This is a genomic window from Maribacter sp. (genome assembly GCF_016744255.1).
Taxonomy (GTDB): Bacteria; Bacteroidota; Bacteroidia; order Flavobacteriales; family Flavobacteriaceae; genus Maribacter_B.
In genome coordinates, this window is record NZ_JADGES010000004.1 from 16,402 (window position 1) to 31,069 (window position 14,668).

Here is a 14,668-nt window from a genome sequence, read left to right on the forward strand (position 1 = left end):
ATATATAGAAGTAACAAATGGTGGGTTTTTGATTTTCTCTGGATGCCTCATACAATGAGTTATCAAAATCAGAGACAATCTTAATAACCTTTTACTACGAACTTACCCCTTTCTTTTTGAATTTTCACAATTATCTCTGGTTTTAGTTTGTATTATTTAACACCTAAAAAAGGAAGAAAAAAACAGCAATTTTGTACCTTCATAAAAAAAATATGCGATTAAAAGCCTTTATGCTCCTTTGCTTTATTACAGTATATAGCTGTAACAGCTCCAAAAAAAGTTTGTCTTTCTCGGAACAATCTGCAGTAAAACCAGCCACCTCTCTTGCTACAATTACCATTAAAGGTATGGCATGCCAAGCTGGTTGTGCGGACGCCATACAGGAAAATCTATTAAAAATAGAAGGAGTAGAAAAGGCCGTTGTTAGTTATGAAGAAGCAAACGCCATCGTAACCTTTAACACTACCAAAACATCTACAACAGTAATAACAAAAACAATTACCGACACTAAAGTCAAAGATTATATTTATACTATAAAAAACATTGAAATTAAAAACTTATGAAAAAGTACACACCAATTCTAATTGCACTAATAGCTTTAATTTACACCTCTTGTAAAGAAGAAAAAAAAGTACCACAAGAACCAACACAAATGCAACAAGTAATGGCTATTCATGATGAAGTTATGCCTAAAATGGGCACAATAGGAAAATTGGTTAGCACTTTAAAACCTATGATAGATTCCACTGAAACAGGCGCACAATATGACATAGCAATGAAAGATTTGCAAAAAGCAAACAAATCTATGATGGAATGGATGCAAGATTTTGGTTCTAAATTTGATTCTGATGAAATTATTAACGGCAAAAAATTAACTCCAGAAAAACAAGTATTACTAGACATAGAAGAAGCAAAAGTTAAAGAAGTGGCTAACCTAATGAATACTAGCATTGCTAATGCTGAGGCTCTTTTAAAAGAGTAGTCTATTTAATTTTTCCATTTCAGGGTTTCCATTATTTTTCCGATATCTTCCTTTAAGTAGGATGCCGCCGGATAAATAGAATCGTAATTCGGCTTGGTATAAAAATAAAGAGAACCTGTTATAAAGTGCTGCGTGCTATCTGTTGCAAAAAATTGAGATTGTGAGGCTGCATTACCAACAACCTCGAACAAAACACCATGTACATTGCTATCTGGATTACTAAATACTTGCGGCTGAATTCTTTCTGCTTTTACAGCATGCTCGTAACTTAATCTTTCTGCATCTGTAACAAGCTTCTTTAAATTGTTGTTTACCTTTTTATAACTAATGAAAATTGCTCCTTTCATCTCTGGATAATTAATAACAAAGGAGCTTTCTTTCTTTTTTTCTATTTGAGCTTTATCGTTATAAGCAAATTCAAAATTTTTGGTTTCTACTTTCCTTACTCCCCCAAGAGCATATTCTAAACGTAATTTTGCTTTAGGCTTAGGCAATACTTCATCTTTGCAACTTGTTAAAAAAACAAATACAACTAGCAAACTATAAACAGACTTAAGCTTCATACGGAAGGGTTACTTTTATTTGTTTTAATCTCTTTTTATCTAAGCTTTCTACCACGAATTTATATTCTTTAAAAATAATTAATTCCCCCTTTTTGGGAAAGCTTCCTGCAATTTCTAACACAAAACCTGCTATGGTTTCTGATTCTCCTTTTTGATTTTCAAAATCGTCCTCATCTTCAATCTTAACTACTCTATAAAAATCCTTTAACGCGGTCTTACCTTCGAATACATAGTTAAAATCATCTAATTTAGAATAAATTAGATCCTCATCATCAAACTCATCACTTATATCCCCGACAATCTCTTCTATTATATCCTCTAACGTAACTATGCCCGATGTTCCTCCATACTCATCTACCACAACAGCCAGGTGGTTTTTCTTTTCCTGAAATTCTAACAACAAATCGTCTAGCTTTTTATTTTCAGGAACAAAATAAGGTTCGCGTATAAGCGATAACCAATTAAATATTTTAAGATCTAAATGAGGCAACAAATCCTTTACATATAAGACTCCCAATACATTATCCATGTTTTCGGAGAAGACAGGAATTCTAGAATATCCATTCTTTTTTATTTCTTCTAGAACCTCTAAGAATTTCATTTCTTCATTAAGAGCAAAAATATCTATCCTAGGACACATAACTTGCTTGGTATCTGTATTACCAAAGGAAACTATGCCTTCTAAAATTTTCTGTTCCTCTTTAGTAGTATCTCCATCCGAAGTAAGCTCCAAGGCTTGTGATAAATGATCTACACTTAAATTAGATTTTTCTTTTCCTAACTTGTTATGAAGAAAGATAGTCGCTGAACGCATGGGCAAACTAAGCGGTGAAAAGATAAAATCTAACACCTTTAAAGGGTATACCATAAATTGCGTAAAACTTATTCTGTTTCTATTAGCATATACTTTAGGAAGAATTTCTCCGAACATTAAAATAAGAAAAGTAGCAACTACCACTTCTAATAAAAAACGGACAGAAATAAAACCGAAAAGAATGGTTGTAATATGCGAAAATAAATTATCTCCTATAACATTAAACAATAAAACAATGCCAATATTAATGGCATTATTAGCAATTAGTATAGTAGCTAATAACTTTTTTGGTTTCTCTAACAAGGTAACTACAAGGCTTCCTTTTGCTGTTTTTTCTTCCTCTATCTCCTTAACATCTGTCTGGGAAAGACCAAAAAAAGCAACTTCGGCACCTGAGATAAGTGCAGAACAAATTAACAAAAATACTAGAGTACCAATTCTAAGCGCAAAAGCACTATCTAATACTACAAAATTTAGCAATAAACTAAGGGGGTCAGGGTCCAATAGTTATATTTTAGGGTTTAAAAAGGTAAATCGTCTTCTTGCTGTGGCTCATTAGTTTGAGCTGGTTGCTGAGCCATTGGTTTAGCACTACTTGTCGCAGCCTGTTGCTGTTGCTGAGGCTGGCTTTGTGCATTTGCCATACTTTCTTTCTTTGTAGATAAAAAAGTAAAATCTTGCACATGAACCTCCGTAGTATACCTAGTATTACCATCTTCTCCTTGCCATTGACGATTTTTTAAACGCCCCTCTACATATACTTTATCTCCTTTACTTAAGTACTTTTCACAGATTTCTGCGGCTTTATTACGTACCACAACGTTATGCCAATCTGTATTAGTAACTCTTTCTCCTGTTTGTTTATTAGTATACGTTTCATTAGTTGCAATAGGGAAACGACCAATACTGTTACCGCCTTCGAAATAGTGCATTTTTACTTCATCACCTAAATGCCCAATTAGCATTACTTTATTTAATGTTCCGCTCATAATTTTTATCTAATAATCAAAAGTACTAAAATTTAAATGTTTTAATAAAGTCTGCGATTAAAACTGGTACTGCATATTTTTCTAGATCACTTACTTTAACCCCTTTTTCTAACTTGCTTTGAGTTTCTATAATCCAAAATTTGGTATATAAATGCTGGTGAGAAAGTTTATGCACTACCGTATCTTTATATATACGTATTCTAAAGTCCGAATTTATATTCAAGAGATTTGGTATATCCTTTTCAATTTCACTTTCCACAACCTCTTTTTCTGTTTCTATAAGTGGAAACTCCCATAATTCTTGCCAAATTCCTTTTCCTATTCTTTGGTTTAGCACCGTATATCTTTCTTTTGTTTCTCCATCATTAATAGGCACTACATAATTAAAGTAGCGCTTCTTAACCTTAGTCTTATTTATTTTAACCGGTAAAAAAGGCACCCTATTGTCTTTTAAAGCTATACAACTATCTCGCAAAGGACAATCCATACACTTTGGTTTTTTAGGTGCACATTGTATAGCCCCAAATTCCATTATCCCTTGATTATAGTCTCTTATATCTTCTCTATCTATAAGTTGTTTTGCTAAATTCTTAAAGTACGCAACACCTTTAGTACTATTAATAGGGATATCTATGCCAAAATAACGAGAAAGCACCCTATAGACATTCCCATCTACTACAGCTTCTGGAGCATCAAAACAAATAGAAGCAATAGCACTTGCCGTATAGTCTCCAACACCTTTTAATTTTATCAACTCTTTATAGGTCTCTGGAAACTTGCCTTCATAATCTAAAACAACAGTTTTTGCAGCTTCATGTAGATTTCTTGCACGAGAATAATACCCTAATCCTTGCCAAAGCTTTAAAACTTTCTCTTGGGGGGCACTCGCCAAATCAAAAACTGTAGGAAAAGTGCTAACAAACTTAAGGTAATATGGTGTTCCTTGTGCAACTTTTGTCTGCTGTAACATAATCTCTGACAACCAAATTTTATAGGGATCTCGGCTTCCTCTCCATGGAAGAGTCCTTTTGTTTTGGGCATACCAAAGAAGAATTTTGTGGGAAAAGAGCATGATAATGAATAGTAAACTATAAAAGTACTAGTTTAAATACTTAAAATTAGTTCTTTAAGGTAAAATATTCAATTTAATGTATATATTTGCATCCCGAAAAAACATACAGAAAATCTAAAATTCAAGATGACGAAAGCGGAAATTGTATCGAAAATCTCAGATAAACTGGGAATTGAAAAAGGAGATGTACAGGCAACGGTAGAATCTTTCATGGAAGAAGTAAAGACTTCTTTAGAAAGTGGAGATAATGTTTACTTAAGAGGTTTTGGAAGTTTTATTATTAAAACAAGAGCCGAAAAAACTGGTAGAAATATATCTAAGAATACGACAATAAAAATACCAGCTCATAATATCCCAGCCTTTAAACCTGCAAAGGTTTTTGTTGAAGGTGTTAAGAGCAACGTACAAGTTAAATAAAAAAATAATCTTTAAATAAAATTTTATGCCGAGCGGTAAGAAAAGAAAAAGACATAAGGTAGCTACCCACAAACGCAAGAAGCGTAGAAGAGCTAACAGACACAAGAAAAAGTAGTTTTAAACTACTTTTTCTTTTTATTTGCGTTCATTGGCATAGAAGTTAACAATAACTTCGGCAGGTTATTTATGACCTGTTTATGGCATTATACAAACCATCTATCTGTTTTTAAAACAGACTGATATAAATAAATTCAGGTGAATAGAGAATTAATCGTAAGATCAAGCTCTGATTCCGTTGACTTTGCCTTATTAAAGGATGGAAAACTTACTGAATTACATAAAGAAGAAGAAAAGAACGATTTCTCTGTTGGCGATATATTTATTGCTAAAATAAGAAAACCCGTTACTGGCCTTAACGCTGCATTCGTAAATGTAGGCTATGAGAAAGATGCTTTTTTGCATTATCATGACCTTGGACCGCAGCTTTCTTCTATGTTAAAATTCACTAAACAAGTAAGCACAGGGAAACTTCAAGACTTTTCCCTAAAAAACTTTCCAACCGAAAAAGATATTGATAAACATGGCGTAATAACAGATGTTATAAAGGCCAATCAATCAATATTAGTGCAAATTGTAAAAGAACCCATATCCACTAAAGGACCAAGAATAAGCTCAGAATTATCAATTGCTGGGCGCTATCTAGTAATGGTTCCTTTCTCTGACCGTGTATCTGTTTCTCAGAAAATTGCGAGCTCAGAAGAAAAAGACAGACTTAAAAGGTTAGTACGCAGTATTAAACCTAAAGGATTTGGAGTTATCATTCGTACAGTTGCCGAAGGACAAAAAGTAGCAGAATTAGACAAAGATTTAGAAAACTTGCTGGGCAAATGGTCCACAATGTGTACAAAATTACATAAAGCACCAACACCATCTAAAGTTTTAGTAGAGCTCAACCGAGCTTCTTCTATTCTTAGAGATGTATTTAATGATTCTTTTACAGGAGTATTTGTAGATGATGAAACGCTTTATAATCAAATTAAAGATTACGTTCAAGAGATTGCACCTGCTAAAGAATCTATTGTTAAACAACATATTTCTCCTGTTCCTATTTTTGAGAAATTCGGAATTGAAAGACAAATAAAAACGTCTTTTGGCCGAACTGCTTCAATGAGCAAAGGAGCCTATTTAATTATAGAACATACAGAAGCATTACATGTTGTAGATGTTAATAGCGGTAATCGCTCTAACAAGGCCAAAAATCAAGAAGATACAGCCTTAGAAGTAAATCTTTTAGCAGCATCCGAAATTGCAAGACAATTACGTTTGCGAGATATGGGTGGTATTATAGTGGTCGATTTTATTGATATGGTAAAAGCACCGCATCGAAAAAAACTTTTTGATCATCTTAGAGATGAGATGAAAGACGACCGTGCTAAGCATAAAATTTTACCTCCTAGTAAATTTGGATTAATCCAAATTACAAGGCAAAGGGTACGACCAGAAATGAATATTAAAACTACTGAGGAAGACCCTAACCGTTCTGGAAAGGAAGTCGAAGCTCCTATAGTTTTAATAGACAAAATTAATTTTGCATTAGAGAAAGTCCTAAAGGGACCTGCAAAAGGAAATAGCATAACGCTAAACATTCATCCTTTTATAGCAGCATACCTTACCAAAGGCTTTCCTTCCATACGTTCTAAGTGGTTTTTAGAACACAAAAGATGGATTAAAATACAACCTCGAGATGCATATACGTATTTAGAGTACCGTTTTAAAAATAAAGACGGAAAAACCATATATTAAAAAAAGCGACTTCATAAACGGAGTCGCTTTTTTTTGTTTTATACATTTGTGCCATGGACAACAAAAAATTCTATTCTGTAACTGATGCTACCAAAAAATTGGAAAGTTACTGCGCCTACCAAGACCGTTGCCATAAAGAAGTAGAAACCAAATTACGGAATATGGGTATGATTCCAGAAGCCTCTAATCAAATCATAGGGCATCTTATTCAAGAAAATTATCTTAATGAAGAACGATTTTCAAAAAGCTTTGCCCGAGGTAAGTTTAGAATTAAAAAATGGGGGAAAAACCGCATTGTCAACGAACTTAAACAACGCCAAATAACTAAATACAACATTACTATTGCTTTAAGAGAAATAGAGGAAGATGCATACTTAGAAACCTTAGATTTTTTAGCTAAAAAAAGACTAACACAAATTAACGAAACCAACATTCAGAAAAAGAAAAAAAAGCTCGCAGACTATTTGCTTTACCGTGGATGGGAAAGTCATTTAGTCTACCAGAAATTACAAGAGCTTATTTAATTAAGCCTTAGCTTTTGCAGCTTCGTTTCTTTCAATTTTATAATCTGGTCTAGACCATTTTGGTTTTTCTCCTAAGGCTGCTATTTTTGAATCTTCTGCTTCTACCGTTTTCGGTTGTGAAGATTTAGTAAATGGTTTTTGTGGATTCAAGCCAAGAACTTCAAACATGGCCATATCCTCATTTACATCCGGATTTGGTGTTGTTAGTAACTTATCCCCAGCGAAAATAGAATTAGCACCTGCAAAGAAACAAAGTGCCTGGCCTTCTCTACTCATTTCTGTACGCCCAGCAGACAATCTTACTTGTGTTTCTGGCATAACAATTCTAGTAGCTGCTACCATACGTATCATTTCCCATATTTCTATTGGCGCAATATCCTCCATTGGAGTACCTTCTACAGGAACTAATGCATTAATGGGAGTAGATTCTGGTTGCGGATCTAGAGAAGAAAGTGCTACTAACATTCCAGCCCTATCTTCTAACTTTTCTCCCATACCAATAATACCACCACTACAAACAGTGATATTACTTTTTCTTACGTGGTCAATAGTTTCTAAGCGATCTTCAAAAGCACGCGTAGAAATTACATCTTTATAATAATCTTCAGAGGTATCTAAATTATGATTGTAAGCGTATAAGCCCGCTTCTGATAAACGTTTTGCCTGATTTTCTGTTACCATACCTAAAGTACAACAAACTTCCATATCTAACTTATTAATGGTGCGTACCATTTCTAACACTTGATCAAACTCTGGTCCATCTTTAACATTACGCCAAGCAGCACCCATACAAACCCTAGAACTACCAGAAGATTTTGCTCTTAAAGCTTGCGCCTTAACATGAGAAACTGACATTAAATCATTACCCTCAATATCTGTATTATAACGAGCGGCTTGTGGACAGTACCCACAATCTTCAGAACAACCGCCCGTTTTTATAGATAATAAGGCAGAAACCTGAACCTCATTAGGGTCATGATTTACACGATGTATAGTTGCCGCCTCATACAGCAACTCCATTAACGGTTTATTGTAAATCTCTAAAATTTCTTCTTTTGTCCAGTTATGTCTTATTTGATTCAAATTCTTCTAAAATTACAGATTTATGAATTGTGTTCTTCTCGTCTAAATGGGCTTCAAACTTCATTTTTTACAAAACTATTTTAGTTAGAAAGTTTTTTAGAAACCAAAACTGCTCACTAACAAAGTAAAAGTGAGCAGATAAATTTAAAGTAGGAAAGTAAGATTGTTATTTAAAACTATAACGCAATCCAAATAACACATTACTTGGTGGCATTGGTGTAAATCCAGACTCAATGTATTCGGCATCAAAAATATTACTTGCCGTTATGGATAATTCAACTTGTTTTAATTTCATTACAATAGAAGCATCCCAAACATTGTACGTTTGTCCTGTGGTACGTTCAGCGTATTTGTAAACAATATTCTGACTCACGTTTTTGAATAGTTTGGTACTCCATCGTGTTGTAAAATGATGTTTCAATGTGTTTAGAGAGTAACGCGATAATGCTTCGTTTTGGTCTAAAATATTATCATCTAAAAAAGCATAACCGATTGCTAAAGTTTGGTTGAAGTTATTCAGCTTAAAATTATAAGCAGCATCAAATTCAAACCCTTTGGTGTTCACTTCTGTAATGTTGGTTGCTGTAAAAACACCTTCGTCTATATTAGGTCTACTGTAATCTATTAGGTTATCGGCATCTCTATTAAAAACGGCTAAAGTTGCCGTGAATTTTGGTGTATTGTATTTAATTCCAATTTCTTGTGCAAAAGCTTCTTCTGGTTCTAAATCTGAATTCCCCTGAGTGCTTGGGTCACTGTAATACAAATCCGTGTAGGTAGGAATTCTATAGGTGTAACCAATATTTCCATAAGCTTTTAAGTTATCGCTGATATCAAAACCAACATCTAACCCAGGAAATGCATTAAATTTAAAATCTGAAAAATACGTCATAGCAACACCAGGTGTAATGTCTAATCGGTTATCAATTAACTGAAATCTGTGTTCTAAAAATAGCGTCGTCATAAAACGATTACGCTTGCCTAAATTATTACTTCGTAAATACGTTTTAGACATATCGATTCCAAAACCAGTCTCACCCAATTCTGACTTATAAGACGCATTGGCTTCAGCTCCAATTTTATTCGAAATATGAAAGTTTCTATAAAACCCAGGATCAGAACGTCTTAAAAGAAACATATCTTGATTACGTTTCCAGTAGATTCTTGGTTGAATTTTAAACTTTTCTGATTGAAATTTAGTCGTAAATGCTAATAAACTGTTTTGAGTTTCTTCGTATTCATTAAACGTAACATTGGTAGTGTAGAAATTTTCAGCACCAAATTTTTTATCGAAAAAAGTCGCTATCATTTCAATAGGTTGTGCTTTTTTGTTGAAAACACTTTTTAAGAAATAATTTGAATTATCATAATCTGAATTATTACGGTAACCATCAGAAGTCATTTTCCCAGCATGAAAAATATGTATTGAATTCTCTAATTCTGACCCAACGGTTACAGAACCATTAAGCTGACCAAAAGAACCAGCTTGAAGATTTGCAGTAACAGAATTATTTAAGTTAGATTTAGTGACAATATTAATGGCACCTGTAAAAGCGTTCTGCCCAAAAACTCTAGCCGCAGGTCCTTTTATAATTTCTATGCGCGCAATAACCTCTAGCGGTAAAGAAGCATTCATGGAATGATGACCTGTTTGTGCATCGTCCATTTTAATACCATCAATTAATAAGAGTGTTTGGTCAAAACCCCCACCTCTAATAAACAAATCAGCCTGACTCCCGCCAGTGCCACGTCTTCTAATGTCTACACCAGCAACTTGCTGTAATAAATCTGCAATGGTAACGGCTGAACTATTTTTAATATCCGTTGCTGTAATAATATTTATGGTTCTAGAATTTTCTTTGAAGGGTAAATCAATTCGAGTTGAAGTAACTACAACTTCACTTAAAGTATCGATTTTTATTATAGGTTGTTCTTGTTGCGCATGTAACTGAAATGCGCTAATTAGTAAAAATGTAAAAAGTAAGACTGTATTTTTCATCTATTTTAGTTTTGCAATAGTTGTTATTGCATCATTTAATTTTATTCTGTAAAAGTCGTAACTTTCCGGACGATTAAACTAGTCCAGTTTTAAAACAATGAATAGTCCGGTTAGCGATATATTAAAACAACTTGTCACATTCGACAAAACGATTGTACAACCTGTTTATATACAAGTAGCACAACAAATTATAAATGCGATACAACGTGGCTATTTAGAAAAAGGCGGTAAGCTACCTGGAACACGTATTTTAAGTCAGTTGTTAAACATTCATCGCAATACAGCTGTTGCTATTTACGAAGAATTGGCTTCACAAGGTTGGGTAGATATTATTGCTAATAAAGGGACTTTTGTTTTGGTTCCAGAGGAATCTACAGTGAAAATTAAAGCAACAGCTCAGCTTATTCATCAGGCTTATACGTATCCAAAAGTAGCTGGTTTTCCTTTTCAACAGTCCTTTCATTTGGCTTCAACAACAGAAGAAACTTCATCAAAATACACAATAAGCGATGGTAAACCAGATTTACGTTTACATCCCGTGTACCAGTTTTCTAGATGGTACAGTGCAGCAATGAAACGGAAACCATTAATTAATAAATGGAATAGAACAAGTGCTTTAACTCCTTCGGTTTTTAGCACACAACTTTGTAATTATTTAAACGCAACACGAGGATTTCATATAAAACCAAATAATTTAGTAAATACACGTAGCACAGAAATGAGCCTGTACATAGTTTCTCAATTATTAATTAAACACGATGATTTAGTGTTGGTTGGGCAATTGAGTAATTATGCAGCTAATATGATTTTTCAACAAGCTGGCGCAGCGATTAGAACAATTCCTGTAGATAGTGAAGGTCTAAATATAGAGTATATAAAAACGCATTTTGTAAAAGGAAGTATACGCTGTGTGTATGTTTGTGCCAATAGAGATTATCCTACAACTGTAACGTTGAGCGCAAAACGACGATTACAATTATTGCAATTAGCAAAAACGCATGGATTTGCCATTATAGAAGATGATTACGACTACGATTTTCAGTTTGACGGGTCTGCAATGTTACCAATGGCAAGTGCAGATGCCAACGGAATGGTTATTTATTTGGGCAAGCTAGGGCAGTCGTTATTTCCAAGTTTCCACACGGGCTTTGTAGTAGCGCCAGAAAACTTGATTTCTGAAGCTAAAAACTATTTGCAATTATTGGATAAACAAGGAGATTTAATACAAGAACAAATGCTTTCTGAACTTATTTCTGAAGGCGAAATATATAGACTTAAGAAAAAAAACATAGTCACTTACAAACAGCGTCGCGATAGTTTATGCCATTTTTTAAATTTTTATTTTGAAGGTATTACAACTTGGGAAATGCCCTTAGGTGGTTTGGCAATATGGTTGCAATTTGTAGAAACAATATCCTTAGTGAAACTTGCTGAGGAAGCCGAAAAATTAGATTTATTTCTACCAAAAACTATTTTATATCAAGATAAAAATACCTGTGCTATACGTTTTGGCTTTGGGCAATTAAATGAAGAAGAAATCGAAATTGTAATTAAGAAGTTGAAAAGTGCTTATAATAAGGTTATTAATCTTTAATAGGACTGTTTTTAGTCTCGCAATATATTTTGAACTCTTTAGTAATAGGAAGTGTAATTCTCGAACAATCAACCGCTAATAACTTAAAATCTTTCCATTGTTATTTAAAAGGTAAAATTACCATCATTTTATTTTCCTGACACCTCTCATAGTAGTAGTTTAATTTTTTTAGCGAATACCTTTATTCCATAATATAAACCTAGTTGCTTTTCACTGCAACTAGGTTTATATCTACTTTAAAAATTGTCTTCTAATTCTTTATCCAATCTTTCTCGGTTTTGGCATGGGTTGAGATTTCTCTTTTGGAACTAATTTCTTCCTCATAAGGCCTTTATCCTTAAAATGTCTAGATATTTCATAAGTCTTGTCTGTAAAATCATCCGAACCATCAGCCCTTTTATGATAAAAAATCTTAATAGATTTACAATTATCATGCTCGAATATTTCATTTAACATAGTCCTATCTGACAAACCACAAGAATGTCCAATAACAAATACCTGAAAATCATTTGATTCAATAAATCTTATCAAATCATGATAATTTTGAGTCTGAGAATACTTAAAAGATTTAATATGAGTAAAAAGACTATTGTTTTTCTTATTTTCAAACTTAAGATAGTTTTCATCTAACTCATCTCCAAATCCAAATATTATTGGATTCTCTTTAACCTCTAATTCGCCATGTATATAATTATGCTTTACAATATCTTGGTTTGAAATATTTTTTAAATAATTACCTACAGTATCAGTATAGTTAAAATTTAAAAAATAAATAGCTGCTGGATCCAAATCTTGATCCAAAGTATTAATTACAATATCGTCTCTAATTATCTTTTGCGAAAAAAGATTTGAATAAACTTTACCAAAAAAGTTAACTTCAGATATTTTAAGGCTAATTAAATATTCATTCAGTTTTATTCCAATAAAGGTAAACTGGGAATTTAACTTTTCAACTGCTTCCTTTTTTTCTTTTATAATAATTAAATATTGAAAATAACTAGCTTCAATATCTACCCAATTTAAATCAGTGAGTTTTGTATAAAGAAATTCAAAAAAAGGTGAATGAAATATAACATTCACCTTTACCATACTTGAAATTTTAGATGATTTGAGATTTTTAATGTGTTCTCTAATATCATCGAAATTATTAATTATTAATTCAAAATCAGAAGTAAACATATAGCTGCTTGCATATGACAACTCAAACAATTGATCTTCATAAGAGTCTTTCTCATGAAAAATAATAATTGCCTTTTTAAAATAATCAAAAATAAAATCCTTGTAGCTTGTTTTGAGACCGTGCGCCAAATCAAAACCGTTCCCTAATAATACAAGCCTATTCATTTGACCATTTTTAGCCATAATATTTTCAAAAATATTTAACTATTCTTCCGCATCGTCTTTTAATGCTTCTTTTTTGTTAGACCCATCTTCCACTGCAACAGCACCATCAACAATATCTTTTCCTTTTAAATATTCTGGTAATTGCATTCCAGCCATATTAAACATTTCCTGCAATGGAGGAACAGATTTATACATTCCAGAAATAAAGTTAGCTGTAGATCCCTTACCATCAGCAGTTTTTGCTCCAGAATCCCACACAGTAACCTTATCAATTTTAATATTCTTAATAGCTTCGGCCTGCGTTCTTACTAATTCTGGCAACTTGTCAGCAACTAACAATAGAACAGCATCTTTAGGACTATCCCCTGCTGCTTTTACAATCTGTTCTAAACCAGCAGCTTGCTTCGTTAACACCTCATACATACCTTTTGCTTCTGCTTGCGCTTTAAAAAGTATGGCATCCGCCTCTCCTTTTGCTATTCTACGAGTTCTTTCCGCATCCGCTTCTGCATCTATCTCTACTTTCTTTTTATCAATTTCTGCAGGAACAATAATATCTGCCATTTGAGAACTTCTTTCTCTTTCTGCTCTAGCAACTTCCGCATTTTGTTCTGCTGCGTAAGATTCTTCTAATGCTTTGGCAGATTGCACTTTTTCCGAAGCAATAGCCACTCTTTCTGCTTCTGCTTCTCTTTGCCTACGTAAGGAATCGGAGTTGGCTACATTAATTTTTGCAATATTTTCCCCTTCCACAGCCTGTGCGTTAGCAGCAGCTACTTGTGTTCTTTCATCTTGTACTGCATTAGCTTCTCCAATAGAACCATCTCTAGTCTTTTCTGCTACCGATTTACGCGCTGCATTTATTGCGTGTGCTGCGGCCTCTTTACCAAGCGCCTCAATATATCCAGATTCATCTACAATATCTGTAATATTTACGTTGATTAATTTAAGTCCCACTTTCTTAAGTTCTGACTCCACACTTTTAGAAATGTTAGTCAAAAATTTATCTCTATCCGAGTTAATTTCTTCAATATCCATAGAAGCTACAACCAAACGTAATTGACCAAAAATAATCTCTTGTGCTAAGTCTTGAATCTCATTTTGCCCCAAGCCTAACAAACGTTCTGCTGCGTTTTGCATAATACCTGGTTCTGTAGAAACACCAATAGTAAACCTAGAAGGTACATTTACTCTAATATTCTGCTTACTCAATGCATTTATTAAGTTTACTTCTATAGATATAGGCGTTAAATCTAAAAACTCATAATCTTGAATAACTGGCCAAATAAAAGCGGCTCCACCGTGTACACATTTTGCAGAATTGCCATCGCCAACTTTACCATAGACCACTAAAATACGATCCGATGGGCAACGCTTATACCTACGTATAAATGAAATAATAATGATAAAAAAGAAAAGAACAGCAAAGCCCAAAGTAAGCAATGTAGCACTTCCTCCTAATTGTAATGGTAATAATAGCATAT

General features: G+C 33.4%; 14 protein-coding genes. 6 read left to right on the plus strand and 8 right to left on the minus strand.

What is annotated here, in order from left to right; genetic code table 11:
• The first annotated feature begins 212 nt into the window (after positions 1–212).
• Both QZZ51_RS01565 and QZZ51_RS01570 read left to right on the plus strand, forming a co-directional pair.
• A complete protein-coding gene (locus QZZ51_RS01565) occupies positions 213–563 on the plus strand; it encodes a heavy metal-associated domain-containing protein (RefSeq protein ID WP_291864924.1) in 351 nt (116 codons plus the stop codon).
• The gene (locus QZZ51_RS01570; RefSeq protein WP_291864927.1) at positions 560–982 is read left to right on the plus strand and encodes a hypothetical protein; all 423 of its coding nucleotides are present in this window, start codon (positions 560–562) and stop codon (positions 980–982) included. The genes QZZ51_RS01565 and QZZ51_RS01570 overlap by 4 nt, the downstream gene beginning before the upstream one ends.
• Positions 983–987: 5 nt before the next feature.
• Here the strand turns inward: QZZ51_RS01570 and gldD are convergent, their stop codons facing one another.
• From gldD to mutY, 4 genes are read right to left on the minus strand one after another with little or no spacing between them, the layout of a single operon-like run.
• Positions 988–1,545 (minus strand): gliding motility lipoprotein GldD, encoded by a 558-nt coding sequence (gene gldD, locus QZZ51_RS01575; RefSeq protein WP_291864930.1) that lies wholly within the window; start codon positions 1,543–1,545, stop codon positions 988–990.
• Positions 1,535–2,863 (minus strand): gliding motility-associated protein GldE, encoded by a 1,329-nt coding sequence (locus QZZ51_RS01580; RefSeq protein ID WP_291864933.1) that lies wholly within the window; start codon positions 2,861–2,863, stop codon positions 1,535–1,537. Before QZZ51_RS01580 ends, gldD begins: the two co-directional genes overlap by 11 nt.
• Before the next feature lie 17 nt (positions 2,864–2,880).
• The gene (gene ssb, locus QZZ51_RS01585) at positions 2,881–3,348 is read right to left on the minus strand and encodes a single-stranded DNA-binding protein (RefSeq protein WP_291864936.1); all 468 of its coding nucleotides are present in this window, start codon (positions 3,346–3,348) and stop codon (positions 2,881–2,883) included.
• Between the two features lie 25 nt (positions 3,349–3,373).
• The gene (gene mutY, locus QZZ51_RS01590) at positions 3,374–4,420 is read right to left on the minus strand and encodes an A/G-specific adenine glycosylase (RefSeq protein WP_291864939.1); all 1,047 of its coding nucleotides are present in this window, start codon (positions 4,418–4,420) and stop codon (positions 3,374–3,376) included.
• Positions 4,421–4,546: 126 nt separating this feature from the next.
• Between mutY and QZZ51_RS01595 the strand changes: the two genes are divergently transcribed.
• The 3 genes from QZZ51_RS01595 (at position 4,547) to QZZ51_RS01605 (ending at position 7,164) form a co-directional block, all read left to right on the plus strand.
• Positions 4,547–4,837, plus strand: a complete 291-nt coding sequence (locus QZZ51_RS01595; RefSeq protein ID WP_013306152.1) for an HU family DNA-binding protein — start codon at positions 4,547–4,549, stop codon at positions 4,835–4,837.
• Positions 4,838–5,092: 255 nt separating this feature from the next.
• On the plus strand, positions 5,093–6,640 hold the full coding sequence (locus QZZ51_RS01600) for a ribonuclease E/G (protein ID WP_291864954.1): 1,548 nt from the start codon (positions 5,093–5,095) through the stop codon (positions 6,638–6,640).
• A gap of 53 nt (positions 6,641–6,693) precedes the next feature.
• Positions 6,694–7,164 carry a regulatory protein RecX gene (locus QZZ51_RS01605; RefSeq protein WP_291864957.1) on the plus strand — a complete coding sequence of 157 codons (471 nt, stop codon included), beginning with the start codon at positions 6,694–6,696 and terminating at the stop codon, positions 7,162–7,164.
• Here the strand turns inward: QZZ51_RS01605 and bioB are convergent, their stop codons facing one another.
• Positions 7,165–8,247, minus strand: coding sequence for a biotin synthase BioB (gene bioB / locus QZZ51_RS01610; protein WP_291864959.1), 1,083 nt, complete (start codon positions 8,245–8,247; stop codon positions 7,165–7,167).
• A 166-nt stretch (positions 8,248–8,413) separates the two neighbouring features.
• Positions 8,414–10,246 carry a TonB-dependent receptor gene (locus QZZ51_RS01615; RefSeq protein WP_291864961.1) on the minus strand — a complete coding sequence of 611 codons (1,833 nt, stop codon included), beginning with the start codon at positions 10,244–10,246 and terminating at the stop codon, positions 8,414–8,416.
• A gap of 97 nt (positions 10,247–10,343) precedes the next feature.
• On the opposite strand from QZZ51_RS01615, the gene QZZ51_RS01620 reads away from it, so the two are divergent.
• Positions 10,344–11,840 (plus strand): PLP-dependent aminotransferase family protein, encoded by a 1,497-nt coding sequence (locus QZZ51_RS01620; RefSeq protein WP_291864963.1) that lies wholly within the window; start codon positions 10,344–10,346, stop codon positions 11,838–11,840.
• 258 nt (positions 11,841–12,098) lie between these two features.
• Here the strand turns inward: QZZ51_RS01620 and QZZ51_RS01625 are convergent, their stop codons facing one another.
• On the minus strand, positions 12,099–13,202 hold the full coding sequence (locus QZZ51_RS01625; protein ID WP_291864966.1) for an AbiH family protein: 1,104 nt from the start codon (positions 13,200–13,202) through the stop codon (positions 12,099–12,101).
• A 21-nt stretch (positions 13,203–13,223) separates the two neighbouring features.
• Positions 13,224–14,666 carry a flotillin family protein gene (locus QZZ51_RS01630; RefSeq protein ID WP_291864969.1) on the minus strand — a complete coding sequence of 481 codons (1,443 nt, stop codon included), beginning with the start codon at positions 14,664–14,666 and terminating at the stop codon, positions 13,224–13,226.
• Positions 14,667–14,668: the final 2 nt, after the last annotated feature.